The sequence below is a fragment of the Pseudomonas sp. S30_BP2TU TE3576 genome, assembly GCF_050436025.1.
In the GTDB taxonomy this organism is placed as follows: domain Bacteria; phylum Pseudomonadota; class Gammaproteobacteria; order Pseudomonadales; family Pseudomonadaceae; genus Aquipseudomonas.
The window spans coordinates 2,978,663-3,005,135 of sequence record NZ_JBNDLK010000001.1 but is presented as its reverse complement, the minus strand read 5'-3'; the positions used below and the strand labels follow the sequence as shown (position 1 = coordinate 3,005,135).

Genomic DNA, 26,473 nt, shown 5'->3' with positions numbered 1-26,473 from the left:
TCAGAGGTCTTCATCATGAGCATTTCGAAAAAAGTCATCGTAATCACCGGCGCATCCCAAGGTCTCGGCGACGGTATGGTCAAAGCCTTTCGTGAACTCGGCTACCGGATCGTCGCCACTTCGCGCTCGATCAAGCCGTCCACCGATCCGGACATTCACACCGTGGCCGGTGACATCGGCGAACCGGAAACTGCTCAACGCGTCATCCGTGAAGCGATTTCCCGTTTCGGCCGCATCGATACCCTGGTCAACAACGCCGGGATCTTCATCGCCAAACCGTTCACCGCGTACACCGCAGAAGACTACGCCAATGTGTTGTCGGTGAACGTCAATGGCTTCTTCTACATCACCCAACTCGCCATCGCCGAGATGGAAAAACAGGGTAGCGGTCACGTCGTCAACATCACCACCAGCCTGGTGGACCACGCCATCGACGGCGTGCCATCGGTGTTGGCTTCACTGACCAAGGGCGGCCTCAACGCGGCAACCAAATCCCTGGCCATCGAATACGCCAAACGCGGGATTCGGGTGAACGCGGTCAGCCCGGGCATCATCAAGACCCCGATGCATGGCGAGGAAACCCATGCCGCGCTGGGCAATCTGCACCCGGTCGGACACATGGGCGAGATCGATGATATTGCGCAGGCGGTCGTGTATCTGGACGGCGCCAAGTTTGTTACTGGCGAAATCCTGCACGTGGACGGTGGTCAGAGCGCGGGTCACTGAAAGCGTTTTTTCAAACCCCGGAAACAACAAAGCTCCTGCATTTCTGCAGGGGCTTTGTTTTGTAGGGTGCGGCACCAGGAGTCGAATAAGAAGATAACTTTTTGTTTTCGCATCGAATTGTACATGAAGATAAAATCTCTATCCCTAGGACTACCCTAATCAATTTCCTATTTTCTGCATATATTTTTGGTTATCTGTTGAGTACCTACGCTGCATCGGATGTATGTGGAATGTATAAGTTATGTTTTAGAGGCATAGAGCAACTGGATTTTACCGGCGCTGTAGGGTTTGTTTTTACCAGGTTTCGGTAGTAGATTTTTTAATGTGGCTGAAGCTACTAAGTATAGCTCCATAATTGTCTTGTAGGGTTTGTTGAATCTATTATGCGGTAAGTTTTAGTTGCAACTAGTAGATTTGCATAAAACCCCACTTTGTTATCGTGGGGTTTTATGTAAACGCTTATCCTACATCTGCGAATCGGTATTGAGCTTTAAATGTCTCAGAAATGTAAGTTGAATTTACTCACTGATCCTTTTTGGTTTAGGCTTGTAGTAAATTACAGTTTCGTTTTGTCTTTTTGGCACCTCTCCTTCGAATTGCTCTTCGTCGTGTAAAGCAAATCGTAGTAGTTCGCTCGCAGACATTTTGCCATTTGTCCAAGCGAGCTGGGGGGGAGGACGGTTTTCAAGCCGATATGACAATATAGAATGGATGCGTGTCAGCCTTTCTACGTCTGTAGTGATAAATCCTATAGGGATGGTGATTGAGCTGTCTGGGCTTGGATGAATGTGAAATTGCGAAATTGCGACTTGTCCCGGAATCAAAAATATTTCGCTTCTATCTTGCAACAGATCGCCACCAAAGCAGACCGCAGAAGGGATACGCGTCCCAAATCGTCGTTTTAACTCGGCTACGCCCTTATAATCATTAAATGGAAATAGTGCGACTATATTCCCCTTCACGCTTTCATCTTCCGCGAGCAGTGGTTCGATTTTTCGGGAGAACTCACCCAGCAATGACCCATTCTCCCCCCATAAAGGAGCAAAGCTAGAAAGCCATAACGCGGAATGAATTGTCTTAGGCTTCCAGTCTCTAGAGTTATCCTTTAAGAGGCGTTCAAGAAGGATGCGGTTATTATCCAGATAAATCGGCCCAAGCATTGCACGGGTTTGAGGGCTTCCATAGCCAGTTTTTTTCTCAGCCCTGTCCAAAAGCCAAGAATTTAAATCGAATGAATTATTCGATGCATAGCGGAGGAGAATTTTGTCATCGACTATGTGGCAATATTCCTCCAGAGAAAGCCCGCCACTAGGCATTTGTAGGCTATTTAAGTAGTCTGATATTTTTGATTCTAATTTGTTAGATAAAGGGCGTCTTCTCAAATCCCCTAGCTTTTCTGATGAATCTTTGATGACATTGACCCTGCCGTTAGGGGTTGTTTCTACATGTATATCTAAGTCTATAGGGATTTGTAAAGTGCGATCCTGTTCGCAAGTGCTTATTTTGTATAGTCGAGTCTTCTTTATGTCTATTTCGTTTTTGCGAGTGTATTCAAGGTGGGCGCGATATTGTTTTCCGAATGCTTCTAAGATTTCAAGTTGGCTTAAGCTTCTTTCCTCTGTAACAGGGATTTCAGGAAGGCCATACTTGCTTTTGTCGTAGGAGCGTCTTGATAAAATGGTTAGAGTCAAGAGATCAAATACTGGATTCTCCTCTTTTTCTTCATATTTTGTCAGGCTAGGTAATACGTCCGCGTTGCCATTTGTTTTAGTTTGTAGCATTGAAGATGGGGAAAGAAGACCCTCCGAGGTATATGTGGCTAGTTTGTTATCGGTCAAGTTTTGAACTAGGACTTCACACTCTCTCGTGGTTAACCCAAAATATTCTTGAAGTTCTCCAGGGAGCACCTCTCCCAGCGCCAAAAGCAACCTGCAAGAAAATTCCTCGATCGCTGGAAGAGGGGTCTCTTGAGTCCAAGAACAATTAAGTTTATAACTTCTGGCTGGTAGCAATAGTGAAATTACATTTCCGAGCTTACGTTCGGATTCAACTTCATCGGTTTCGAAATCAAACATTTGCCATACCTCTAATTACGCCAGTTCCATCTGTAATTTCGTAACCTTTAGTTCCGTTATGAACTTGCCCCTCAATATAGTCTAGGACGAGGCTCAATGCAGAGTCTGTATTGCTCTTGTTCCACATCCTCCTCGCCCCCAAAATTACCAGTCGTTCTTGTGCTCGAGAAAGCGCTACGTTGATACGAGGTTGATCACCTAGAAAACCTTGGTTTTTACTAGTGTTGTCTCTCACCAAGCTTAAGATGATGATCTTGTTCTCTTGCCCTTGATACGAATCAACAGTGTTTATTTTTATGAAGGGGCGAAGTGGTGCGGCCCATTCGCTTTTACTAAGTTCAACTTCAAACAGCTCTTTCTGCGCCCGGTACATTGTGATAATACCAATGGGAAATGGCTGCTCATTAGTGACGGATTTGCTTAAGAGCGCTATTGTTTCGGTCGTTGCTAGAGTTTTTAAAATGTGAAGTGAAACTTCAATCTCGTGCTTATTAATGTATTTGTTTTTTGCGACCTCTTCCTCACCAGAGGAAAGCTCGCCGGCACCGCTGTCGATCCAAGTCACCGGGTGATTCCATGGTGCAGGCAATAAGCTATACCATTCCGGGGAAGAGCCTCTGCCAGTTTTTAGGCCTCCATCCGTGTCGCTATAGAAGCAACGAGATACTATTTCGCCTATTTCAGAGGTCATTCTGTACTGCGTATTTAAGGTTATTCCGTTGTTAGTTGTAAAGGCGCGCTCAAAGTCCGTTTTAGAAACGTCGGCGCTACTTATACCCAAGCTAGCAGCAACCGATTTTAGGTGGCTTTTTTCATAAAACGGCGGGAGCTGACGATGATCTCCAACCAAGAGTACCTTTCGGGCTGATTGAAGAGGGATCATCAACTCTGATGCTTGTGCTCTACCTGCTTCATCAACGATTACCCAGTCAAAAACAGACTCTTCGATGCTCAGTCTCTTGTTGCCCATGCCTACTAGGGTTCCACAAACTAGCTGGGAAGTTTTAACCAGAAATTTGTCATAGTTGGCTTCGCCGCTCGAAAGAACGTCAATCCAGTCCTGGCTTATTTTGAGTAAATTGTTTAATTTTCTTAAGCCTACAGGGTTATTTACTCCAAACTGCTGTGCTATGGATAACGAGAGTTCTGACCAAAAGCTTTCTTCTTCTACTTTTTCAATTCGTAGTTCGGGGTACCTATTTGTAACATTGCTAGTTATACGTTCGATTGTGTCTTTGATCCGGTTAGATATTTCTGCACGCCTATCATCGGTTTCTGCGTGGCGATGGATCTTGTCTAAGCTTTTTACCAAATGTCTTACATTTTCAACCATTGGGTAAATACTGCGATGAAGCCTAGATAGCTCTTCGACTAGATCGGTTGGCAGCATTATTCTAGACGATAGCGCATTAATACGTTGATCATACTCGCGATGAAACTTATGACGAATTTTTCGTTGAATAGCTCCCGGGTGCGCATGGAGTAGATCTTCATCGATCATCTGCTCTTGCCCAAGTCTTACAATACTGATATCGGTAGAGTGCTTTGCGCACACCTCGCGCGCTTTAATTGCAACGTTATCAACGGCAGTATGTGATTGGCCCACGAGTAAGATATTTTTTGCGCCCCCCGTGTGGAATAGATAATGGATCAGTTTGCTCACAAATGCCGTCTTGCCTGTCCCAGGTGGTCCTTGTAATACACTAATTGGGCCCTCAGAGATGACTCGCTGAAAGGCAACTACCTGTTGGCTATTTAGCTTTTCGGTATCTGATCCAGGGACATCATATAGATCTCGGATGATTTCTTCAGAGGGGATATCGCCAGTGATAGTCGACTTATTGCATGCGTTGAAATCAAAATATGACGGCAATTCACTAATCGTAGCTCCGCCATTTAATACCTTGTCAAGAGCTCGCCGTCGTCTATCTCGAGACGCTTTGCTTTTCAGAGATTCTAACGTTAGTTCGACTCCCTTTTTTATTTTTTTTCGCACTCCTTGCCAATTTGGCTTAACTGCGAGAAAGTTTGGATTGGTTTCAAGAAGATCCAACTCCCCAAAAGGGTTTTCATCTTCGGAAAAAGACGCAAAAACTTGATCATCAATCTCAAAATCTAGAGTGTCTCCATGAGATAAGCTATATGGAATAAGGAGCCTGCCATTTGAGTTTTCTTCGACATCGTCATCAGTTACTTCGATCTTGATTAGAAGCTCGCCCTCCTTATCCAAAAGGGTGCGCCATATCTGGCTTGGAGCTACATATACCCCCTCAGGTATATCGTCCTCCAATTCATCGTCGCAAGAATATTTTTCGTCAAGTGCGTCAATGACCGGGGAGAGAGAGAACAATAAGTTCACTAGCTCACGCGATGCATCGACTTGTGAAGTGCCTTGCTGAATGACAATTTTTTGTTGAATAGTAACTTGCGATTTATTGCTGGCCGAGACTAGCTCGCTTAGTGCAATGTCCCTGTCGGCTTTAATATTTCTTATTTGTCGTTGCTCAGGGTCTAGTGCAACCATTAATACAATGTTAGTGGAAGTTATGTAGCAGTTTAGGATTTCTGGCGCTCTCTGATCCCATTTGCAGTTGAAATGGTACGAGTTACCATCAGGCTCCAGTTTTACAGCTTCCTTTGGGAACGAACTGTGGGCCCAAATAAGAATTATCGGGCTATCAGTAGTAGTGCTCTCAACTTTGGCATCTGATTTTTTTTGGTCTCTGATGCTTTCCAATAAAGGATCTAGAGATACCGGTATATTGTTTGGCTGTTTATTCGCCCTTTCAATTTCGGCATTTATTTCTTGCGGTATACTATCTCCAAATATTTCCGCTACTAATTTATATGCCGCGTAGCGGTCCCTTCCAAAGCTATCTGTTATCGCTGGGTTTTTGGGACCATATTCGACGTTAAATGGGTCACTGTTATCCCCTAAATCAATCAAATCGATAAGTGTTACTTTCGGCGTTATAAGGGTGTCTGGAAGCTCGTCGCCGCATGAGTCGAGATTTACAATAATATTTCCGGGGTGTAAATCCCCATGGGCTAGCCCGTGACCATGCATTTTTATAAGCGAGGACACCAATATCTCAGAAATTATTATTTTCGAAGTGGCGTCGAACGTCGAAATAGCCTCATTCCAAATATTACCTTCTTCATATTCCGTGGCAATAAAAAAGCCGCCGCTTTCTAGGATGCCGTAGTCAATTATTTTCGCTATAGGAAGATTATGTGTGGTCGCAACTTCGATACGTTTACGTAGCCTGAGTATCCTTCGATTCATGCCCGGCGTATCACGGCCTACATATGCCTTTTGCCAGAACTTGCAAATTCCTTTCCCTCCGTCGTAGGCAAACTGGTAAGAAATTTTAGCGCCGGCGCTCATACTTTGGCCCGGAAGTGGGGGGAAGTTTTGATAGAGCGAGAATGGACTCCACTCACGCTTTATAAATGTACCAGACATGATCTGATCTATAACTTCCTGAGTGTCATCGTAGCTTAATGATACTCCCATTGTAATAGAGTTAAACTCCGCTAGCATTTCGCCGGCGGTGTCATGCCTTGCGGTGTAGTCCCAGTCTAATGCCTTTATGAAAAAATCATTCAATGCTCCATTGAAGGGATCCTCTTTGGGAGGGCTCCAAATGGGCACGCTATTCTCTCTCGGTGGAAATTGTCCAAGGAAGCATATTTGGTAAGCAACTTGCCCGAGTAGAAATACATCCTGTCTGAATGGGTCAAGTATATCCCCATCTAGGCCAAACTCATCCTCAGGTAAAATGGACTCTGAACTTTTGAGAATTGCTCGTAAATCGCCGATAGTTCCTTTTTCTGGAAAAAAAGCAGCTGCGAATCCAGAGGTCATTATGCTTTTTTGGTCTGTTGCGTACCAGAGATTGTGGCAATCAATATCTCTATGTCCAATGCCTAAACCATGTAATTCAGAAAAAGGTGCTAATAAAGCTCTTACATGATCAAGCCTTTGCTCTGTGCTCCATTTTTTTGCATTGGAAGCTAGATACTCATCTAATCGTTTTGTCGTGCGACGTAATTCGTATAGTTCAGTCGCATCTTCGGAGATGTCTTCTTCACCAAGTGAAATTAACGGCCTTAGCATATACTGCTCTAATTTGCTATTTTCTGCTCTGGCGTGGCGAAATATTCGATGTTCTCTTAGCGCTATATTAGCCCATTGATCTTGAGTCGCATGCCCAATTCCCAATCTTGAAAAGTCCCACCGTCTCATCAAGGATTGATCATTTGAGTCCTCTTCGTGTAACCCCTTATACTCAACATATAAGCCTTTGCTGTGGGTGTACCAAGGGTTTTCATTTGCTATATAATGATGTGAAACAAATCCCTTAGGTTTGACCATGTGGCCGCTAAAAAAACTTTGAATAAAAGGTAGTACCTTCTCCGAATTAGGTCTAGGTTTACCTAATTTCTCAAAGACGGCATAGATATATTTGCTCTTGTCTTCTGTGATACGCTCATAGTCAGAAGCTTCTCTGATTTTAATAAACTCTTCCAGAGTGTGCACGTACCTTTTTTCTGTACTAGTTAACAGCTCTGGGGTAGCGCTTCCGCACAGCACCACATGCGCCTCTACAAGAGGATAATATCCAAGCTTATGTTCAAGTTCTTGCTGAAGGATATTTGTTAGCCTTAAAGCATGAACCCTTTTGGTTTCGTAGGGGCTCTTGCTTCTTCTTTTTCCATTTATATACCATTGCCCGTCAAGGCTTTCCAACTTCCCGCTCCACTCCTTTAGCTCGACCAACAATAGTCTGTCGTGGGTGATTATCAAAAGATCTATGTCCATAGATCCTTGATTGTCCACCACTAGAAGCGATGCATAAGAAAACCAGCTGTCTCTAAGTTCTTTCTCCATTCGTTCTACGGCGCGCACTTCACTCTTATGTAGTCCATTTCCACCTAATATTTTAACGCGCATAACCTTTATGGTCCCTTTAACTAAAAACTCGGAGATCCAATCACCCGGAGAATTGGTGCTGTTGGATGGCGCTTTGATACTAGCGGATGCATGGTATTTTGCATATATCCGGGCGGGTTGGTTGAGAGGGGCCTTGACTACAGATGGCGGGGTTGGCGGTGGCGGTGCAGCTAGCTCGACCGAGTACACTTCGCTGAATGCGTATTGCTACTAAATCTTCCGGATACGAAGCTCATTGCTTATTGTGATTCAGCTTGGGTTACAAGCCTCCAACCATCGATTACGGGTTGCGTTGGCTGCCCCATAGTGCTCCCCACCGATTTAGCGCTTGTGGTCCCAGCATAGCTCTGCTGCCGAGCATACCAAATACTCCGTTCATCCCGTTTAGCTACCAATTCCATAATAAGGCTTCTTCCGAGGCCAAATTTTTAAATCGCTCCCCACGTCATCCCGCCAAGAATGTTGAGTGTTATCAGGGATCAAGGCCCCTGCGACCTGTGAGGGTTGTCCACTAACGCGGGACTGGCGGCTCTTTACGACCGGGAGCTTGGGCATCTCAAGATCTAGCCTCCTGAACACTTCCGGAGAAGTGGGCGGGTGGAGGTTGCACTGGCTGACGAGACCGGTGCCGCGGGATCCTGAGTCGGGTGAAGGCAGCGAAGCGATGACAGGGGCATGCCTGACTGTCAGTCAGGTGCAGTCCATTCCGTGGGCTGCGGCACCATCATCGGCATCGCTGTTGCTAGTGGCTTCGGTGTTTGTCACGCCGATTGTCACGAGGGGGAATGCCGCAAAGCCTTGTACGAGTTGGGCTGCAGCAGCGGTAGGAGCGCCCGTCTCTTTCCGGGAGAAAGAGACGGGCGCAGGTTGGCGCACGGGAATGGCCAAGCGGATAGGTTGCTGCAGGGCAGCTATGAAGAGGGATGAGTTGCCGCAGTGGGCACACTGGTAAAAGTAGGCATCCATCACATCACTGTGACCGTGCGAGCCGCCGGACGCTAATCGCACTTTGGGAGAACCACCACGGTGTGGCGTAGCCTTAAAGGTTCTGGCTACCTGGGTTGCTGTCAACGACAGCGCTTTGCCCGATCTTTTCTACGCCTGTGGATAATTCGGGTCAAGGCTCGAATTATCGGGAGTTCTGCGGCGGTGGATGAAATTATCCACCGGTGGAAATCTGTGGTTTTCCACAGACAGCTGTATGGGCTTTAGATTTTTTAAGTGAGGTCCATCCAAGCAGGGCGGCTTTGCAGCCCTGTTTGGATGGACCCGCGTGGACAAGCGGATCACTGAGATATGAAGACCGAGCGCTTACTCGGTTGCGCCACGTTTTGCTTTTAGGCGAGTGACGTTCGCTCCGGTTTGGTTCGCGAATTCGTGTGGAGTGACATGCTCCTGCCGGTTGGCCTCCAGGTACCGGCTCCACCAGTTCATGATCAGCCTGCGCTCCTCGATGAACTCTGCCTTGTGGATGTAAGCGGCGCGGACGTTGTTGCGCTCCTTGTGGCTCATCTGCCGTTCAATGGCTGTCTCCGACCACAATCCTGACTCGATCAGTGCGCTGCAGGCCATCGAACGAAATCCATGCCCGCAGATATCGGTTTTGGTGTCGTATCCCATCGTCCGAAGCGCGTTGTTCACGGTATTTTCGGACATGGGCTTCCAAGGTTTGGCATCCCCTGCGAAGACCAATGCGAATTTGCCTGTGAGTGCATGGATTTTTTCGAGTAGCGCCACTGCTTGCGGCGATAAGGGTACTAAATGGATATCCCCTGCCATCTTCGTACCCCTTGTGGAAAAGGGTACTCCCTCCAACGCGGGTCGAGTGTCCGGTATCTCCCAGGTGCCGCGCTTGAGGTCGAACTCGCTCCAGCGGGCGAAACGCAGTTCGCTGGATCGTACAAACACATGCAGCGATAGCATCACCGTCAGGCGGGTAAGTGCGCGGCCTTTATAGGTGTCGATCCGCTCCTGTAGTTCCGGCAGTCGCGATAAGGGTAGAGCGGGGCGATGTACCACCCGCGGGGCTTTGATCAAGCCTTCGAGGTCGTAAGCAGGGTTGGCGGTGATAAGCCGGAGGCGTTTTGCCTCGCGCATGATGCTCTGCAGGTAGTTTTGTACCCTTAAAGCAACGTCGATCGTTCCGCGCTTCTTGATCGCTTCCAAGGGCTGCATAAGGTCATGGGTGTCGAGATCAACGATGGCGCTTGCGCCGATCAGCGGGAATACGTGGGTTTTGAGGCGGCTCATCACTGTCTTGGAATGGCCTGGTGCCCACTTGGCCGCCATTTCCGTATGCCAGTCGAGCGCAACGCTTTCAAAGGTTCTGCCTTTGATTACGGCTTCCGCCTTGGCTTGGTGCTTGGTCTCTATAGGATCAACGCCATCCGCCAGCATTCGCTTGACCTCCAAGCGCTTGCGGCGCGCATCGGCGAGGCCAATGACGGGGTAGTTGCCGAACGAGGTCAGTCCTTCGCGTCCGTCAGGTTTGACGTAACGGAGCCGCCAGCCTTTGCGGCCATTGGGTTGGACTAGGAGGTAGAGGCCGTCGCCGTCGAAAAGCTTGTAGGCGCGGTCTGTAGGTTTTGCCAAGCGGCAAGCTGCGTCGGAGAGCGGAGCTGTGGTGCGCGACATAAGGGTACTCCCTTTTATCGAAGTGACCTGTATCCCAAACTCTACCCTTAAAACGGTTGGAATCCACCAGTTTCTGACGGAAACCGATGGAACGCTAAAACGAAAAAACCCGCCAGAAGGCGGGTTTTTCGGGGGTTTCAGAGATTTTGAAAGCCTTCTCTGGAACCTTGTATGGTGCCGGCACCAGGAATCGAACCCGGGACCTACTGATTACAAGTCAGTTGCTCTACCATCTGAGCTATACCGGCGTGTCAGGGCGACGATTATAGCGATTGGATAGGTTCTGTAAACCCCTGAATTTTGACTATTTTTACGCGGGCTTCGGGTCAGGCGCGCAGCAGGGTTTTCTTGAGTTTCTGGATGGCTCGCCAGGTTCGGCTGTTTTGCATTGCGCGCAGCTGTGCTTCGGCCTGTTCGGCGCGTTGCAGGGCGGCGGCGAGCTGGTTTTCGGTGTCGCTGATCGGGTGGCTGAAGTTGTGGCCTTTGCAGAACTGGAATTCGTCCAGGTTGCACGGCGGGATATCGAAGGCGGGTTTGAGGTTCAGGTGTTCTTCGGCGAGGTAGTAGGTGTTGATACCGTCAAACAGGATGGACTGGTAGCCGGCGCCGGTGACGAGGGTTTCCCAGGTTTGGTCGCGCTCCCACGGGGTTTCGATGAGGATGACCCACGGCCGCCACCGGGTGAAGTCCATGCCACGCAGAACGGTCTCTTCGTGGCCTTCGACGTCGATCTTCAGGAAGTGGATAGCGCGGCCCTGGGCGTGTTCTTCGCAGATGGACGTCAGGGTGCGGGATTGGACGGTTTGGCTGCGCACGTCCATGCCGGCGTCTTTGTGCATCTGTGCCATGGCCGGGTCGACGGTCGACAGGCCGGTGCCGGCGATGCCGTAGAAGGTCAGGCTGTCGGCGCTTTCGCCGGCCACGCATTGCAGGTTGGTGTCCTTGGGGCGTTGCTGGCACAAGGCTTCGTAGTAATTGGGCATCGGTTCGACGTTGATGCCGGTCCAGCCGTTGTCGTAGAACGCCTTGGTGACTGAGTCATGGGTGGGATCGTTTGCCCCGACGTCGATGTAGAAGCCGTTCTCGACGGTTTTGAGGGCGCGCCACAGGCGTATGTCTTCGAAATTCTGTGCGTAAGAAATGAACGTCACTGGCGCATCCTGTCGGAAGAATGTTCTTGTTCGTGGCTGCGCTGCTGGCGCCCTAGCGTGTGTGTATAGCAAGAGTAATGAAACGGTGCAATTTCCCCTGCTTGCGGTCCGGGATTAGGCATTTATGTCCTTTTCGCTGAGTGCTTATGCACAATGCGATTTATAGCGCACTAGATAAAACCCGAATTTGTGGACCCGTTCTCATTTGTTCGCAAATGCTTGTTTTTATGATTTTTTATGTAGTCGTACAAAAATTGAACAGTGTGGTTTTAGCCCTGAAGCAGGCGTGGATATTGGATCCACGATAATTCCATCAACAGAGTTATCCACAGGCTGGGTGTGTTTAAGCGCGTTCGGCCAGAAGCAGGAAATTACGCGGCGTGAGCGGGGTTTCGCAGAAGATGCCGACGCGGACGCTGTATCCCTGCTCGGCGAGGAAAAGTGCCCGGTCAAGAACCAGCCAAAGCTCCAGAGGACGTCGGAAAAGTCCGCGTAGTAGCTCGAGGTTGCGCACTTCGGCCAGTCGCTGCCAACCGGCGGCTTCGAGGGCCGGCCAATCTTGCGGGCCGATTGTGGATAATTCTTTTAGTGCGGCCAAGTGATAGCAGTAATCGGCGAAGGGTTTGTCCAGCCAGGCGCTGGGGAGGGAAGGGGTTGGCAGATATTCGTCAATGCCGCGCAGTTGCCGTTGCAGCAGGTCGAAACCCAGGCGCCGGGCCATGGAGGTGTCGCGTTGACGTCGCACACGGGCGCCGGCGGTAACGGTTTCGCTCATTGGCAACGCAAGGTCGTCGAGGGAAAGCTGTAGGCCGGAGCCTTTGGCGGCCGAGGAAATCGGTGAGTATTCGGCGAGACTGATCCGGTTGTAGCAGCACGGCGCAATGGCGAGTTGTTTGCAGCCTGTCGCGCTGGCGAGTTGAATCAGCCGCACATGTAAATCACCGCAGGCGTGCAGCGCGACGGGTGTGTGGTATGCGCTCAGTAAATTAGCTGCGTCTGTCGTGAGCACATCCTGTTCGATATGCAGCGCATGCAGGTGATGGCGTTGGCTGAGTGCCTGGCCGCTGGTTACCAGTGCCGAGTCGTATTCCAGGCAAGTCAGTTGTTGCCCCGGTTGCAGCAGGCGGCGCCCCAGATGTCCCTTGCCCGAGCACCAGTCCAGCCAATGCTTCGGTGCTTCGGAAAATTGCAATCGACTGGAGAAGGCTTCGATCTGCTGCCATTTACGCCCCGGAACATCGACGTTCAATCGATGGCCGGCCGCTTCGAGTACGCGTGTGGGCAATTCATCCACAGCACTCAAGGCAACGGATGTTGCCGCCAACGAAGCAAAGGGTTCGGGTGCATTCAGGAGGGCAGGTTGGTTGTGAGCGTTTTCCGCGTCTTCCAACGAGCGCTCGCGTAGCCATTCGGCCAGAGCGGGGTAGGACGCTTCCCAGGGAAGCTGTAGATGAATAAACGGCCGAGGTTTCCACAGTGCCTGATGCTCTGTCAGAAAAGCATCCAGCGCGGTGAAGCGGGCGAGCAGGGCCTCGCCCGTCAACACGCCATCCTCAACGCCCTTGGCAGGCATCGACGCGCAACCGGCGCTCCAGCAGCTTGAAACCGCGCACCAGCACATAGGCCATCACCAGGTAGAACATGCCCGCGGCGAAGAATATCTCCACCGGCAGGTAGGTCCGGGCAATGATGGTGCGGGCCATTCCGGTCAGTTCCAGCAACGTCACGGTACTGGCCAGGGCACTGGCCTTGAGCATCAGGATCACTTCGTTGCTGTAGGCCGGCAGGCCGATGCGCGCGGCACGGGGCAGCATGATGAAAATCAACGCCTTGGGTTTGGACATGCCCAGTGCTCGCGCCGCCTCGATCTCGCCTGGTGGAATCGCCTGAATGGCGCCCCGCAGGATTTCCGCAATGTAGGCCGCGGTGTGCAGGGTCATGGTGGCGGTGGCGCACCAGAACGGATCGCGCAGGTATGGCCACATCGAGCTGTTACGGATCACGTCGAACTGCGCCAGGCCGTAGTAGACCAGGAACAGCTGAACCAACAGCGGCGTGCCCCGGAAAAAGAAGATGTAGCCGTAGGGAAATGCCCGCACCCACCACAGGCGCGACGAGCGGGCGATGCCCAGTGGAATGGCCAGCAGCAAACCGGCGATAACCGCGATCGCCACCAGTTCCAGGGTCAGGGTCGCGCCCTGTGCCAGTTTCGGCAGCCACTTGATGATGACTTCCCAGTTCATTGGGTGCTCCTCGCGAAGCCGCGAGCGGCACGTTTTTCCAGGTAGTGCATGCCGGTCATCGCCAGTACCGTCAGGCCCAGGTACATGAATGCGGCAACCATATAGAAGGTGAACGGTTGTTTGGAGACGGTCACGCCGATTTGCGCGTGACGCATGATTTCTTCCAGGCCGATCACCGACACCAGTGCGGTGTCTTTCATCAGGATCATGAACAGGTTGCCCAGGCCGGGCAGGGCGATGCGCCACATCTGCGGCATGATCAGTTTGGTGAAGATGCGCCATTTCGACAGGCCCAGGGCCACGCCGGCTTCACGGTGGCCTTTGGGAATGGCGAGGATCGCGCCGCGAAATACTTCCGTGGCGTAGGCGCCGAAGCACAGGCCCAGCGCGATCACGCCGGCGGCGAAGGCGTTGAGTTCAAGGTCGGGGTTGCCGAAGAACTCGCCCAGGGCGCGCATCAGGTTGACCGTGCCGAAGTAGATCAACAGCACCCAGAGCAATTCCGGGATGCCGCGAACCAGGGTCGAATAAGTGCCGCCAAGCCATTGCAGCGGCTTGTACGGGGAAGTCTTGGCCAAGGCGCCGAGCAGACCGAGCACCAGCCCCAGGCACAGGGCCGAGAGTGCCAGTTTCACAGTCATCAGCGCGCCAGCGGCGAGCGCCGGGCCGAATCCGTAGAGGTCGATAGTCATGGATTTCTTTTCAAATCGCGGCAGGCAAGGCCGAGAACCGGCGCCGCCAAAGGACGGTGCCGGTCAGGCAGTCAGGATCAATAGATGCTGAACGGGAAGTACTTGTCGTTGATTTTCTTGTAGGTGCCGTCAGCAACGATTTCTTTCAGGGCAGCGTTCAGCTTCTCGCGGATCGGGTCCTTCTTGCGCACGGCAATGCCGATCTTGTCGCTTTCTTCCACTGGATCGCCCTTGAACTCGTAGCCACGGCCAGCGTCGCTTTTCAACCACTCATAGTTGACGTACTTGTCGGCCAGGATTCCGTCCAGACGGCCGGAAGTCAGGTCGAGGTAGGCGTTTTCCTGGGTGTCGTAGAGTTTGACTTCAACGCCCGGCATATTGTCTTCCATGAAGGTGCCTGCCAGGGTCGAGCGCTGGGCGCCGATCACTTTGCCTTTCAAGGAGTCCTTGTCGGTCTTGAAGTCGACGTCTTTCTTGGCGATGAATTGCAGCTTGTTGGAGTAGTACGGGTCGGTGAAGTCCACCGCTTGCTTGCGCTCGTCGGTGATCGACATCGAGGAAATCAGGAAGTCGAACTTCTTGGCGTTGAGGGCCGGGATGATGCCGTCCCAGTCGGAGGTCACGACCGAGCACTCGACTTTCATCTTGGCGCACAGGGCGTCGCCGATCTCTTTGTCGAAGCCGACGACATTGCCACTGGCATCTTTATTGTTGAACGGCGGGTAAGCCGCTTCGATGCCCATCTTCAGGGTCTCGGCCATGGCACCGGCGCTGAACGCCAGGGTGACGGCGGCAGCCAGGAAGACCTTTTTGTAGTTCTGCATGTGGATAGCTCCGTTAGCGGTTGCTGGACATGAATTGTTTGCAGCGTGCCGAAAGCGGGTTTTCAAACACCTGCTGTGGCGATCCTTGCTCTTCTACCAAGCCCTGGTGGAGGAACACCACCTCGCTGGAGACCTGACGGGCGAAGCCCATTTCGTGGGTCACGAGCAGCATGGTGCGGCCTTCTTCGGCCAGTGCGCGGATGACATTAAGTACTTCCTGGACCATTTCCGGGTCAAGCGCGGAGGTGGGCTCATCGAACAGGATGACCTTGGGCTGCATGGCCAGGGTGCGGGCGATAGCCGCCCGTTGTTGCTGGCCACCGGACAGTTGCGCGGGGTAGGCATGGCGCTTGTCGGCGATGCCGACCTTGGCCAGCAGGGCTTCGGCGACTTCAATGGCTTCGGCCTTGCTCTGACCGAGCACGCGGCGCGGGGCTTCGATGATGTTGTCGAGCACGCTCATGTGCGGCCACAGGTTAAAGTTTTGAAACACAAAACCGATTTCACTGCGCAGGCGATTGATCTGCTTGCCGTCGGCGGCCACCAGTTCGCCGTTCTTCGCGGCCTTGAGCTTGAGTTCTTCGCCGGCCACCAGGATCTGGCCCTGGTGCGGGTTTTCCAGCAGGTTGATGCACCGCAGGAACGTGGACTTGCCGGAGCCGGAGGAACCCAGGATCGAGATCACATCGCCGTCGCGGGCGGTCAGCGAGATGCCTTTGAGCACCTCCAGCGAACCGTAGCGTTTGTGCAAGTTGCGGATTTCAAGCGCGGGCGTGGCCTCAGCCATGTGCGTTCCTCATATATGTTGCGCTCCTGCTGTTGGCGGCTTTCCTGACGAGGCGGCCAACCTAGCATAGCGTTTCAATGGCAGCCAACAGCGCTACGGACGGTAAACGGCTGGCGTGTGGCAGGTTGTCGCATCGGCGCAGCAGACTGTCGCCCCATCAACAACCGAACAGCCGTTTGAACCTTGCTCGTCGATAAAAAGCGCGGTGGCTGTCGCAAAAAAAGGCGCGATGTTGCCAGCTTTGACGGGGTGTTGGAAGCGCTATCCGGCCAAATGCAGCGGTTGTGCACTTTTAATGTGCGCAGGGCCATTTTCAGGTGTGTTTCCGGTGCTCTGATTTGTCACGCAAAGTGGGTCGCAGGGTAACGTTCTGGCGAAGTGCCATTAAATTCAATGGGTTGCGATGACTGTCCGGTCGAAGTGAGATCGCCGGGCTAGAGGGATTTGAAACATTTTGGCGCAATTATTGCGTGCAGAATCCAGAACGCCCCGTTGGCTTCTTTTTACGAGAAGGATCGCTGAACGGGATGCACGCATTCGTTTTTCCTTACAAAGGTAGTTTCAATGAGCAGTACCCAAAGCTCTAACGGCCTCGAACAGGGGCTCAAACCGCGCCACGTGACCATGCTGTCGATTGCCGGGGTTATCGGCGCCGGCTTGTTCGTCGGCTCGGGTCACGCCATCGCCGCTGCAGGTCCGGCTGTTCTGTTGGCTTATGCCGCCGCCGGCATGTTAGTGGTGTTGGTGATGCGCATGCTCGGCGAAATGGCCGTTGCCTCGCCGGACACAGGTTCGTTCTCGACTTACGCCGACCGCGCGATCGGTCATTGGGCCGGTTTCACCATCGGCTGGTTGTACTGGTGGTTCTGGGTTCTGGTGATCCCGTTGGAAGCCAACGCCGCCGCGACCATCCTGCATGCCTGGTTCCCTGGCGTAGACATCTGGGCCTTCGCTCTGGTCATCACGATGCTGCTGACTGTGACCAACCTCTTCAGCGTGAAGAACTACGGTGAATTCGAGTTCTGGTTTGCCCTGATCAAAGTGTTGGCGATCATCGGTTTCATCATTCTCGGCGTAGCGGCGATCTTCGGCTTCCTGCCGAACAGCCAGGTCAGTGGTGTTTCGCATCTGTTCGACACCCAAGGCTTCCTGCCAAACGGCATGGGCGCGGTACTGGGCGCGATCCTGACCACCATGTTCTCCTTCATGGGCACCGAAATCGTGACCATCGCGGCCGCGGAATCGAAAAACCCTGGCAAGCAAATCTCCAAGGCCACCAACTCGGTGATCTGGCGGATCGGTTTGTTCTACCTCGTGTCGATTTTCATCGTTGTGGCCCTGGTGCCATGGAACGACCCGGTTCTGGCCAGCCTCGGCTCCTACCAGACTGTGCTTGAGCGCATGGGCATCCCGAATGCCAAGATCATCGTCGACATCGTGGTACTGGTTGCAGTGACCAGCTGCCTGAACTCGGCGCTCTACACCTCGTCGCGTATGTTGTTCTCCCTGGGCAAGCGCGGTGATGCACCGGCCATGTCCACGCGCACCAACAAAAGTGGCACGCCTTACTGGGCGGTGATGTTGTCCACTGGCGCAGCGTTCCTGGCAACATTCGCCAACTACGTGGCCCCGGCTGCGGTGTTCGAGTTCCTGCTGGCCAGCTCCGGCGCCATCGCGCTGCTGGTGTACCTGGTGATCGCGATTTCGCAACTGCGCATGCGCAAGCAGCGTATGGCTCGTGGTGAGAAAATCGTCTTCAGCATGTGGCTGTTCCCGGGCCTGACCTACGCGGTGATCGTTTTCATCGTTGCGGCCCTGACCATCATGCTGTTCCAGGATGCCCATCGTGTGGAAATCCTCGCGACCGGCTTGCTCAGCGCTCTGGTAGTAGCGGCCGGCTTGCTGGTTGCGCGCCGTCGCAAACTGGAAAAGCGTGGCGCGGTAGTGCTGAACTGATCCATATCGCGTAATGCAAAACGGCCGCTGTCAGTGATGACAAGCGGCCGTTTTTGTTTCTATCGATTGTTTTGTGTTATTCGACATGAACCCAGTCTTCTACACGCAACCCCGGAACGCGCTCGAACTCCCGCAGGTTGTTAGTGACCACGATAAACCCGCGTGAGCGTGCGTGCCCGGCAATCATTTGGTCGTACGGGCCTATGGGGGTGCCGGCCTTTGCCAGTTCGGATCGGATCATTCCGGTGTGTGCTGCCGCTTCGTTGCCGAAGGGCAGGACCTCAAGTCGGGCAGCGAAGCCCTCGATGACCGCCAGGTTTTTTTCGGGCGCTGCTGACTTTTCCGCTCCGTAGATCAGTTCCATCAGCGTAATCGCACTGATGCACAGTTGGCCGTGATGACGGTTGAACGCCTCCCGTACCGCCTGTGGTTTGTTCTTGATGGTGAAGATGCAGATGTTGGTATCGAGCATGTACTTGATCATCAGAACGACTCACGCTCCTGTTCGGCAGGTTGCTCGCGATCGGTCATGAAGTCTGCCGTGACGCTTTCGCCATCGAACCAACTGTCCCAGGTTTCACCAGCGGGCGTGATGATGCGGGTTCTGCCGACGGCGACGACGTCGACCCGTTTCACGTCGCTTGGCATGGCCACGGCTTTTGGCAGGCGAACGGCCTGGCTTCGATTGCTCATGAAAAGGGTTGTCTGTTCCATCTGGACCTCCTGCGCCTTTGCTGGTGCGATGAGTCCAAAGGATAGGTTTTGTGTTGGATATGTCAATGGGATATACGCGGTGCCTGACGGAAGGAAGGCGCCCAATTCAGAGCAAAAAAAAACGGCCGCTGTCAGTGATGACAAGCGGCCGTGTTTGTTCAAGCAGCAACACTTACTCGGCTTTTTCTTCCGGTACTTCCAGCGACTCGCGGTAGGCGTCCAGCGCAGTGCCGAAGTCAACAATGAACTGTGGCTCGCTCAGCCATGCCTGGGCGGCGTCGCGGTCCATGCCGTCGGCCCACATGCGGTAGTCGATCAGCATATCGGCGGCCAGGTGGGTGGCGGCCATGCCTTCGTCGTCGGCGTTTTCCATGTCCAGCAGTTCTGGATGGTCGATGATGATAAAGGCGAGGTTCGTCAGCAGGACCGAGAGCATTTCGCTGCGGCTGACGGCTTCGGCGTCGCGCATTTTGCTGAACATCGCCAGAGTGTATTCCGGGATCGGTTCGGCGAGGTGGCCGAGTTCATCATCGTCCAGTGCAGCGGGTTTTCTGCCGTGGATATTGATCTGCTTGGCTTTGGCTTTTGCACGCTTGGCGCGTTTCTGTTGCTTGTTCAGGGAGGCCATGGGAACTCAGTTCGGATTCTGTTGGGTTTGCGCGGCAATGGCGTCGGACGCCGCCACGTAGTCGGCCTGGAAGGCCGGTGATTCGATCCACGCCAGGGCGCCGGCCTCGTCGGTTTCAGTGGACCATTGACGGTACTCGATCAGCGCGGCAAGGATGAAGTCCATTGCGCCTTCCTCGCCTTCCTGCTCGTACACCAGTTCCAGCAGCGGGTCTTCGAGGAAGGCGGTGCACATGGTTTGCTGGCTGACTTTTTCGGCGTCGATCATTTTCTTGAACAACTCGGTCAGGTCCACCGATTCGAAGTCGATGCGATCGTCGTTCGGGTCCAGTTCGACCGGCGCGGCAGCCCGCTGGGTGCGGTTCTGCTTGGCCTTGGCCTTGGCGCGGGAGGCGCGTTTTTGCTGCTTGTTGGCGGAGGCCATGGGCATCGTTCCGTATTCGTTGAAAGGGCAATTGGCTTAGCTGCGCGGTACTCGCCGCCCGGGGGTATCGGGGGCCAGTTCGCCGTTTTGCAGCCAGGACAGTGCAATGGGCCATAGTGTGGCTTGGTATGCGCTGCGAAAAAAGGCGAAATGTCCGACTTCTTCTTCGCCGATGTCTTCGGGATGGATACGCAGGTGGGAGTTTGTGCTGCCGGTGAAGTAGCCGAGCAGGCGTTCGATGGCCGGGACCGTGCCATAGGGATCGTCGCTGATGCTGATGGCCAGGGTTTGCGCGGTGACGCCGGCAAAGGGCAGTTGTCCGGAGGTTGTGCTGATCGCGTGGCCGCTGGGGCGTTTTTCGTAACGGGCCGTGGAGAGGCTCCAGTCACGGACCACGCCAGCGGGTGTGTCTTCCAGCCAGCCGAGGCGTTTGCCCGGGAAGTAGCCATAGATCATCGTCACCAGCGGCATCAGCACATGCCACTTGCCGAACATCCGCCAGCGATGGGCAGGCGCATAGTCACGCCAGTAGGCGAATTGCGCACCGACCGTCACCAGGCGCCGGATCAGGTGCCCGGACGCCCCCAGGCCCGCTGCACAGCCGCCAAAGCTGTGGCCGACCACATCGATAGGCTGTCCGGGAAACTCACGCTGTGCGCGCTTGAGCATCGCCTCGAAATCCAGCGCTCCCCAATCGGTCCATGATGCCTTGAGACCTTTGAGCGATGCCGGCCGCGACTCACCGATGCCGCGGTAGTCGTAGGTGATGACATCGAAGCCATGATCGAACAGGTAGTCGGCGAAGCGCGAGTAATGGCGACAACGGACCGAGGTGGCGGCGTTGATGATCACGATCGGACGAGTGGTGTGTCGAGAAGGGTGTCGCCAGGTGAAGCCACCGAGGACAAAGCCGTCTGCAGCGGTTTCCTTGAACGGCTCGCCGGACGCGACGCATTGCAATGGCAACTCGATTTGAGTTGGAACGAGTGAAGGCGTGTCCTGCAAACTCATCGGCGTCGGACCTTTGCGGGTAGCTGCCAACGATAGTCTTGATGTCGTTGATGAACAATCCATTGGCCTCAACGCAGTGATTGATCGAGCAGTCGTTCTTCAAGTGCTGCCCGTTCCCGATCCAGTTCGTTACGGAGTTCCTCTTCACTCGGCAGGACGAGCTTGTACTTGCTGGCGAACAGTTGTTCATTTCCTTCAAGCACTGAGTAGCGCACCACCGATTCATCCTTTTGCGCACAGAGGATGATGCCGACAGTGGGGCCGTCTTCCACGCCGCGTTTCAGGTCGTCGTACATGCGCACGTACATGTCCATCTGCCCCACATCCTGATGGGTCAGTTCACCGCGCTTGATATCGAAGATGACGAAGCACTTGAGCAAGTAGTTGTAGAACACCAGATCGATGTAGAAGTCTTTGCTGTCGGTACTGATGCGTTGCTGGCGGGCAATGAACGCGAAGCCCTTGCCCAGCTCCAGCAAGAAGTCTTGCAGTTGTTCGATCAACGCTTGTTCGATCTCGCTTTCCTGAAGCTTGCCGGCATTGGGTAAACCCAGAAACTCCAGTACCACCGGATCACGGATGAAATCCCGAGGGCTGGCCTTCATGTTTTGAATGTTGGTGGCGGCCTCCTGTTTGACACTGCCGCGATCGCGGCTCGCCAGCAGGCGTTCGTAGTACAGCGTATTGATCTGGCGTTCCAGGGCGCGGCTCGACCAGTTTTGGGTGGCTGATTCGTTCATGTACCAGAGACGGGCGCTGTCGTTGTCGACCCGAAGCAGGCGGCGGTAGTGGGTCCAGCTCAATTCGTGACGCAGTGCGTCACGAATTGGAAAGGCTTGATAGAACAGACGCATATACCGAAGGTTGGAAGCGTCAAATCCTTTTCCGAATTCCGCCGTTAGCACTTTGGCCAGAGTCGATAGTAACTCTTTGCCATACCTCGCCCGCCGAGCCCCTTCCTGCTCGAACTCGACAATATGTCGCCCGATCTGCCAACAGGTTTGCACTTGAACGGTATCGACCGCCCGGAGCACCTTCTGACGTGCCTGATGGATCAATTTGCCAAGGTTACCCAGCAGTGAAGCCAGATAGGGGTCGTGAGTGTCGTTGGGTATGAGGGCCGTCATGAGGTCTTCCGCAGCAGATTGGACAGCGAAAGAGAATGGCAAGTGAGCACCCTTCGAAGATGCCGGGAATGACTGAAAAACCGGCAGGAAATACCCGGTTAGCAGGCAGGACGTATCGGAGGACAGGCGAGGGCCGAGGAACAAATGGCGTAGTACGTTTCGTACTCAGGCCAAATCAATCTAAAACCCCTCACTCCGGCTGGAAATCCAAAGGAAGTAACGATTGGGTTCTGTAGAGCCCGGGAGTCGTCATCATGAAATACCTCCATTCACTCCTGTTACCCCTCACCGCCGTAGGCGTGCTGATGTTTCCAGCGATGTCGCCCGCCACCAGTCTTGAGCCCATCGACAGCACGGGCGTGCAGGTGCAAAGCCAGGAGCAAAACGGCATCGCCTACCTGTCCGGCGGTATCGGCGAGGATGAGTCCAAGGCTATCCAGCAGACCTCTGGCTATAACCTGCACATGACGTTCTCTGTCGGGTCGGGGAATGAATACGCTCCTGGCGTGACCGTCGTTATTCAGAAAGCCCCGGGGCAAACCGTGCTGACGCTCAATGACGCCGGTCCGCTGGTTTACGTGAAACTACCTGCCGGTAAATACACCGTCATTGCGACGCGCAACGGCGAAACACGGCAGGACGTTGCCGATGTTGGCAGTGGTGCAGCCCGTAACCTGGTTTTTCATTGGAATGATGCGAGTTAACGAGAGGCTCTTCAAATCGCAGGCATAAAAAAACCCTGAATCTTTCGATTCAGGGTTTTCGGTATTTGGTGCCCAGAGACGGAATCGAACCGCCGACACGGGGATTTTCAATCCCCTGCTCTACCGACTGAGCTATCTGGGCAACGGGGCGCATTAAACGGGTTTTTCAGGGGGTCGTCAAGCAAGTTTTCAAAAAAATTTTAATTATTACCGTCGCTTACGTTCCGCCCCCCGATAAATCGGGGTTATTCCGATGGCGGTACGTAGCCTTCGGCCTTGGCGTAATCCTCGCCGGAGAAGTACTTGTCCATCTCGCCCTGAAGATATTTGCGATCTTCGGCGTTCATCATGTTCAGGCGTTTTTCGTTGATCAGCAGGGTCTGGTGCTTTTGCCAGTCGGCCCAGGCCTTGGCCGAGACGTGGTCAAAAATGTCCTGGCCTTTGGCGCCCGGGAAGGGAGCGCGCTCCAGGCCTGGCAATTCTTCTTTGTACTTGCGGCACATGATGGTGCGGGTCATGACGACTCTCCTGCGTTCAATACGGCGGCCGCGCGTTCGAGCAAGGTTTTGACCGGGGCGGCAAGGCCCAGGCGCGGCGGGGTGGCGAGGTTATACCAGAGCCAGTCAGCCTCGGCCACGTGATGACCGCTCTCCTGGACCTGAACCAGCCAGGGTTCGATGGATAACTGAAAATGGCTGAAGGTGTGCACCAGGCTTGGCAATGCCTGTTGTGTGCCCAGCTCCAGCGAGTGCTGCAATGCCAGATGCGGCAGGTCGTCGAGGTCGTCGAGTTCCGGCAGGCTCCACAAACCGCCCCACAGGCCCGTGGACGGGCGACGGTAAAGCAGGATCGCGCCTTGCGCGTTGGCGAGCATCGGCATCAATGTGCGCTTCTGTGGCACGGCTTTACGCGGCTTGGGGATCGGGTAGCGTGTTTCCAGGCCGAGCATGTGCGCCTCACAGCCCTTTTCCAGCGGGCACAGCAGGCAGCTCGGTTTGCTGCGGGTGCAGAGCGTGGCCCCCAGGTCCATCATCGCCTGGGTGTAGGCGTTGACGCGGTCGTGCGGCGTGAAGCGCTCAGCGTTGGCCCAGAGCTGTTTGGCGACCTTCGGCTCGCCGGGGTAGCCCTCTTGCGCGGTAAAGCGCGCCAGCACGCGTTTGACGTTGCCGTCGAGGATCGGTGCGCGCAGGCCCATGCTGATGCTGGCAATGGCACCGGCGGTGGACAGGCCGATTCCCGGCAGGTCGGTGAGTTTTTCCACGTCCCGGGGAAATTCGCCGCCGTACTGTTCGACGACGATCTTCGCGGTCTTCTGCAAATTGCGCGCGCGGGTGTAGTAACCCAGGCCCGTCCACAGGTGCAGCACTTCGTCCTCCGGCGCCGCAGCCAGGGCTTCGACCGTTGGCAACGAGGCCATGAAGCGGTCGAAGTAGTTCAGCACGGTGCTGACCTGGGTTTGCTGCAACATGATTTCCGAGACCCACACCCGATACGGGTTGATGTCCTGCTGCCAGGGCAAATCGTGACGGCCGTGGCGGTCGAACCAGTCCAGCACCGCCGTTGAAAACTGCTCGGCTCTCATCGCTTGAACAGCTCCTTGAGCGCGTCTTTCAGTTTCGGGTTGACCTTGTCGCCCCATTTCTCGTCGATTTTTTCGCTGATCCTGTCGCCAGCCAACTTGGTCGCGACCTGGCTCATGCGTTCGTTATCCACGCGGCAAGCCTTGGCGCCCAGCTCCAGCGGGCCACGGCAACGCAGCGGCCACTCGATGCCGATAAACTTGTCACCCACCTGGCATGCCGGGTCCGGCATGGCGCTGGTATCGCCTTCGACGATGATGCCGACGCGGTAGTCCATGCCCAGCACTCGCAGGTCGATGTCGCCGTCACCGTTGACGGTCATGCCCGGGATGCGCACTTTCAGGTCCGGATTGCTGGCCACGCCGTTGCGCAATGTCAGGTTGCCCTTGAGTTCCTGGAACGGTGTGTCTTTGCCCCGGGGTTCGCCGCTGAGGGTTTTGCGGTTGAGTGTGGCGATGCCTTTGCACAGCTGTTGTTCAAGGTTGGCATTGAGCAGCACGCCATTGTTGATGACGAAACCGGCATTGCCATTGAGGGTTTCGATCAACGCTTTCTGGCTGTTGCCGTTGCCGGTCAGGCTGCTGTTGAGCGTGACCAGGCCTTTGACCGGCGGATTCTTGCCCTGGCTTTCGAGGATTTTTTCCACCGGCACGCGGGTGATCTTCGTCTGCAGGTTCAGCGCTGGCACTGGCTGGCGTACGTCGAGTGTGCCGGTGGTTTCGAAGTTGCCCTCGTACAGGTCGCCGCGCAGGTTGGCCAGCGTCAGCAGGCCGCCCTGGCCGGTAGCCTTGAGCGCAGCGTTATGGATCGGCAGTTTTTGCAGGGTCAATTGGCCGAAGGTCAGGTCGGCGTCCACATCGAGCTTGCTCAAGCGTTCCACTGGCAACAGGCGCTCGCTACTCCACGCGTCCTTGGTCGGCGCGGGTGGCAACGGCGAGTTGCCGGCGCCGACCATGGCATCGGCTTCGGTGCTGGCGACTTCGGCCTGACGCACTTGCGTCGCGCTATTGGCCTCGGCGGATTTCGGCGGCAGGTAACGGTCGACGTTGAAGGTGTCGGCCTTGAGTACTGCGCGTAGCGATTGCCTGGCGAAGTCTTCGATGGCAATGCGCCCGCTGAAAGTGCTGTCGTCGACCTTCAGGCTGATGTCGTCGAGCGCCAGGCTGGTCGGTGTGCCCGCCAGTCGGCTGACCAGCTCGACCTTGCTCAGGCTGCCTTCGGCCATGGCCGGGAGCTTCTGGCCAATGCTTTCGACGAATTTCGCCAGGTCGAACTGGGCAATCGAGATACCGCCGCTGACTTGTGGGGTCTTGTCGAGGTCGTTGACCTTCAGTTCACCCAGTGCCCGCAGTTGGTTGGCGGAGATCTTGATGCCGGTCCACTCGGCGACATTGGCGGCCTTGTCCAGCACCAGTTGGCCCTGGGCGGAGAAGGTCATGGTCTTGCCTTGCAATGGGTCGCCGGTCACTTCACCTGAAAATCTCATGTCTTCGAACTGATAGCGCTGCAGGGCACGTGCGATGCGCAGCTCACCATTGAGCTCGGTACGAACCCGCAATGCCGGCTGGTTGGCGGACAGGAAAGCCGTGAGCTTGAGCGGGATGTTGACGGAGTCGTGAACCGCACCGGTGCTCAATTGAATACTTTCGGCGCTGAAGCTCTTGCCGGTTCGTTCGTCGGTGTATTCGACCCGTGCGTTGTTCACGGTCAGGCTGTCGATGTCCAGACGGATCGGTTGAGGCGGTTTTTCCGCCGCGACGCTGGCTGCGGGTGCAGGTTCAGCCGCAGCGGGCGGAGTGCTGGTCGCGCCGGAGTTGGCCGGTGCCGGCAGCTTGCCGACGTCTTCCCAATTGCCGTGGCCGTCCTTGTCGCGGTTAAGGCGCAGGTTCAGGCCTTCGACGCGCACGTCGCTCATCTGCACTTCACGGCGCAGCAGCGGTATTACGCGCACCGACAGGCCGAGCATCTGCAAGTCGGCAAACGGTTCGGTCGGCTTGATCAGGGTCGCCACACTGGCGTCGTGCAGCTCCAGGCCCAGCCACGGGAACAGGCTCCAGCCGATATCGCCATTGAGCGTCAGCTCGATGTGGGCCTTGTCGCGGGCAATCTGGCGAATCTCGTCTTTGTAGTCGTTGGGATCGAAGAGGTGGGTCAGGGCAAAGCCCAGCGCCACTATGATCAGCAACAGCCCGAGAAGTACCAGACCCAGGATTTTGCCGAACGCTTTCATGGGCGAGTCCT

Annotated in this window: 21 protein-coding genes and 2 tRNA genes; 3 read left to right on the top strand and 20 right to left on the bottom strand. The window is 54.4% G+C overall.

Annotation, left to right across the window (positions count from 1 at the left end):
- The first annotated feature begins 15 nt into the window (after positions 1 to 15).
- A complete protein-coding gene (locus ABIA48_RS13540) occupies positions 16 to 726 on the top strand; it encodes an SDR family NAD(P)-dependent oxidoreductase (protein ID WP_223511786.1) in 711 nt (236 codons plus the stop codon).
- A 518-nt stretch (positions 727 to 1,244) separates the two neighbouring features.
- On the opposite strand, the gene ABIA48_RS13535 is transcribed toward ABIA48_RS13540, so the two are convergent.
- The 10 genes from ABIA48_RS13535 to ABIA48_RS13490 all read right to left on the bottom strand — a co-directional run bounded on the left by ABIA48_RS13535 (position 1,245) and on the right by ABIA48_RS13490 (position 16,089).
- The gene (locus ABIA48_RS13535) at positions 1,245 to 2,801 is read right to left on the bottom strand and encodes a hypothetical protein (RefSeq protein ID WP_429489238.1); all 1,557 of its coding nucleotides are present in this window, start codon (positions 2,799 to 2,801) and stop codon (positions 1,245 to 1,247) included.
- Positions 2,794 to 7,758: an AAA domain-containing protein gene (locus tag ABIA48_RS13530; RefSeq protein WP_429489236.1), complete on the bottom strand. Its 4,965-nt coding sequence runs from the start codon at positions 7,756 to 7,758 to the stop codon at positions 2,794 to 2,796. Before ABIA48_RS13530 ends, ABIA48_RS13535 begins: the two co-directional genes overlap by 8 nt.
- 1,311 nt (positions 7,759 to 9,069) lie before the next feature.
- On the bottom strand, positions 9,070 to 10,392 hold the full coding sequence (locus tag ABIA48_RS13525) for a tyrosine-type recombinase/integrase (protein WP_429489234.1): 1,323 nt from the start codon (positions 10,390 to 10,392) through the stop codon (positions 9,070 to 9,072).
- A 172-nt stretch (positions 10,393 to 10,564) separates the two neighbouring features.
- Positions 10,565 to 10,640 (bottom strand) — tRNA-Thr (locus ABIA48_RS13520).
- A 78-nt stretch (positions 10,641 to 10,718) separates the two neighbouring features.
- On the bottom strand, positions 10,719 to 11,543 hold the full coding sequence (locus ABIA48_RS13515) for an FkbM family methyltransferase (RefSeq protein ID WP_429489232.1): 825 nt from the start codon (positions 11,541 to 11,543) through the stop codon (positions 10,719 to 10,721).
- Positions 11,544 to 11,886: 343 nt separating this feature from the next.
- Positions 11,887 to 13,116 (bottom strand): methyltransferase, encoded by a 1,230-nt coding sequence (locus ABIA48_RS13510; protein WP_429489230.1) that lies wholly within the window; start codon positions 13,114 to 13,116, stop codon positions 11,887 to 11,889.
- Complete coding sequence (locus tag ABIA48_RS13505) at positions 13,097 to 13,786, bottom strand: ABC transporter permease (RefSeq protein ID WP_429489228.1); 690 nt, start codon at positions 13,784 to 13,786, stop codon at positions 13,097 to 13,099. The genes ABIA48_RS13510 and ABIA48_RS13505 overlap by 20 nt, the downstream gene beginning before the upstream one ends.
- Positions 13,783 to 14,478 (bottom strand): ABC transporter permease, encoded by a 696-nt coding sequence (locus ABIA48_RS13500; RefSeq protein WP_007983243.1) that lies wholly within the window; start codon positions 14,476 to 14,478, stop codon positions 13,783 to 13,785. Before ABIA48_RS13500 ends, ABIA48_RS13505 begins: the two co-directional genes overlap by 4 nt.
- Before the next feature lie 77 nt (positions 14,479 to 14,555).
- Positions 14,556 to 15,302, bottom strand: coding sequence for an ABC transporter substrate-binding protein (locus tag ABIA48_RS13495; RefSeq protein ID WP_007983246.1), 747 nt, complete (start codon positions 15,300 to 15,302; stop codon positions 14,556 to 14,558).
- A gap of 13 nt (positions 15,303 to 15,315) precedes the next feature.
- Positions 15,316 to 16,089 carry an ABC transporter ATP-binding protein gene (locus tag ABIA48_RS13490; RefSeq protein ID WP_007972784.1) on the bottom strand — a complete coding sequence of 258 codons (774 nt, stop codon included), beginning with the start codon at positions 16,087 to 16,089 and terminating at the stop codon, positions 15,316 to 15,318.
- A gap of 564 nt (positions 16,090 to 16,653) precedes the next feature.
- Between ABIA48_RS13490 and gabP the strand changes: the two genes are divergently transcribed.
- A complete protein-coding gene (gene gabP / locus ABIA48_RS13485) occupies positions 16,654 to 18,045 on the top strand; it encodes a GABA permease (protein WP_008046522.1) in 1,392 nt (463 codons plus the stop codon).
- 76 nt (positions 18,046 to 18,121) lie between these two features.
- Here gabP and vapC read toward each other — a convergent pair whose 3' ends face one another.
- The 6 genes from vapC to ABIA48_RS13455 all read right to left on the bottom strand — a co-directional run bounded on the left by vapC (position 18,122) and on the right by ABIA48_RS13455 (position 21,948).
- The gene (vapC, locus tag ABIA48_RS13480) at positions 18,122 to 18,529 is read right to left on the bottom strand and encodes a type II toxin-antitoxin system tRNA(fMet)-specific endonuclease VapC (protein ID WP_429489224.1); all 408 of its coding nucleotides are present in this window, start codon (positions 18,527 to 18,529) and stop codon (positions 18,122 to 18,124) included.
- Positions 18,529 to 18,759, bottom strand: a complete 231-nt coding sequence (gene vapB / locus ABIA48_RS13475) for a type II toxin-antitoxin system VapB family antitoxin (protein ID WP_007983252.1) — start codon at positions 18,757 to 18,759, stop codon at positions 18,529 to 18,531. The genes vapC and vapB overlap by 1 nt, the downstream gene beginning before the upstream one ends.
- Before the next feature lie 172 nt (positions 18,760 to 18,931).
- Positions 18,932 to 19,387, bottom strand: a complete 456-nt coding sequence (locus ABIA48_RS13470) for a hypothetical protein (protein ID WP_429489222.1) — start codon at positions 19,385 to 19,387, stop codon at positions 18,932 to 18,934.
- Positions 19,388 to 19,393: 6 nt separating this feature from the next.
- Complete coding sequence (locus ABIA48_RS13465; RefSeq protein ID WP_429489220.1) at positions 19,394 to 19,810, bottom strand: hypothetical protein; 417 nt, start codon at positions 19,808 to 19,810, stop codon at positions 19,394 to 19,396.
- 36 nt (positions 19,811 to 19,846) lie between these two features.
- Positions 19,847 to 20,821, bottom strand: a complete 975-nt coding sequence (locus ABIA48_RS13460) for an alpha/beta hydrolase family protein (RefSeq protein WP_429489219.1) — start codon at positions 20,819 to 20,821, stop codon at positions 19,847 to 19,849.
- A gap of 68 nt (positions 20,822 to 20,889) precedes the next feature.
- Positions 20,890 to 21,948 carry a PDDEXK nuclease domain-containing protein gene (locus tag ABIA48_RS13455; protein WP_429489217.1) on the bottom strand — a complete coding sequence of 353 codons (1,059 nt, stop codon included), beginning with the start codon at positions 21,946 to 21,948 and terminating at the stop codon, positions 20,890 to 20,892.
- 254 nt (positions 21,949 to 22,202) lie between these two features.
- Between ABIA48_RS13455 and ABIA48_RS13450 the strand changes: the two genes are divergently transcribed.
- A complete protein-coding gene (locus tag ABIA48_RS13450; protein WP_429489215.1) occupies positions 22,203 to 22,652 on the top strand; it encodes a carboxypeptidase regulatory-like domain-containing protein in 450 nt (149 codons plus the stop codon).
- 66 nt (positions 22,653 to 22,718) lie between these two features.
- Here ABIA48_RS13450 and ABIA48_RS13445 read toward each other — a convergent pair.
- The 4 genes from ABIA48_RS13445 to ABIA48_RS13430 form a co-directional block, all read right to left on the bottom strand.
- Positions 22,719 to 22,794, bottom strand: a tRNA-Phe gene (locus ABIA48_RS13445).
- A gap of 103 nt (positions 22,795 to 22,897) precedes the next feature.
- Complete coding sequence (locus tag ABIA48_RS13440) at positions 22,898 to 23,170, bottom strand: oxidative damage protection protein (protein ID WP_007972770.1); 273 nt, start codon at positions 23,168 to 23,170, stop codon at positions 22,898 to 22,900.
- Entirely contained in the window at positions 23,167 to 24,234 is a 1,068-nt protein-coding gene (gene mutY / locus ABIA48_RS13435) for an A/G-specific adenine glycosylase (protein ID WP_204931101.1), read from the bottom strand. The genes ABIA48_RS13440 and mutY overlap by 4 nt, the downstream gene beginning before the upstream one ends.
- Positions 24,231 to 26,462, bottom strand: a complete 2,232-nt coding sequence (locus ABIA48_RS13430) for an AsmA family protein (protein ID WP_429489212.1) — start codon at positions 26,460 to 26,462, stop codon at positions 24,231 to 24,233. The genes mutY and ABIA48_RS13430 overlap by 4 nt, the downstream gene beginning before the upstream one ends.
- Positions 26,463 to 26,473 lie beyond the last annotated feature (11 nt).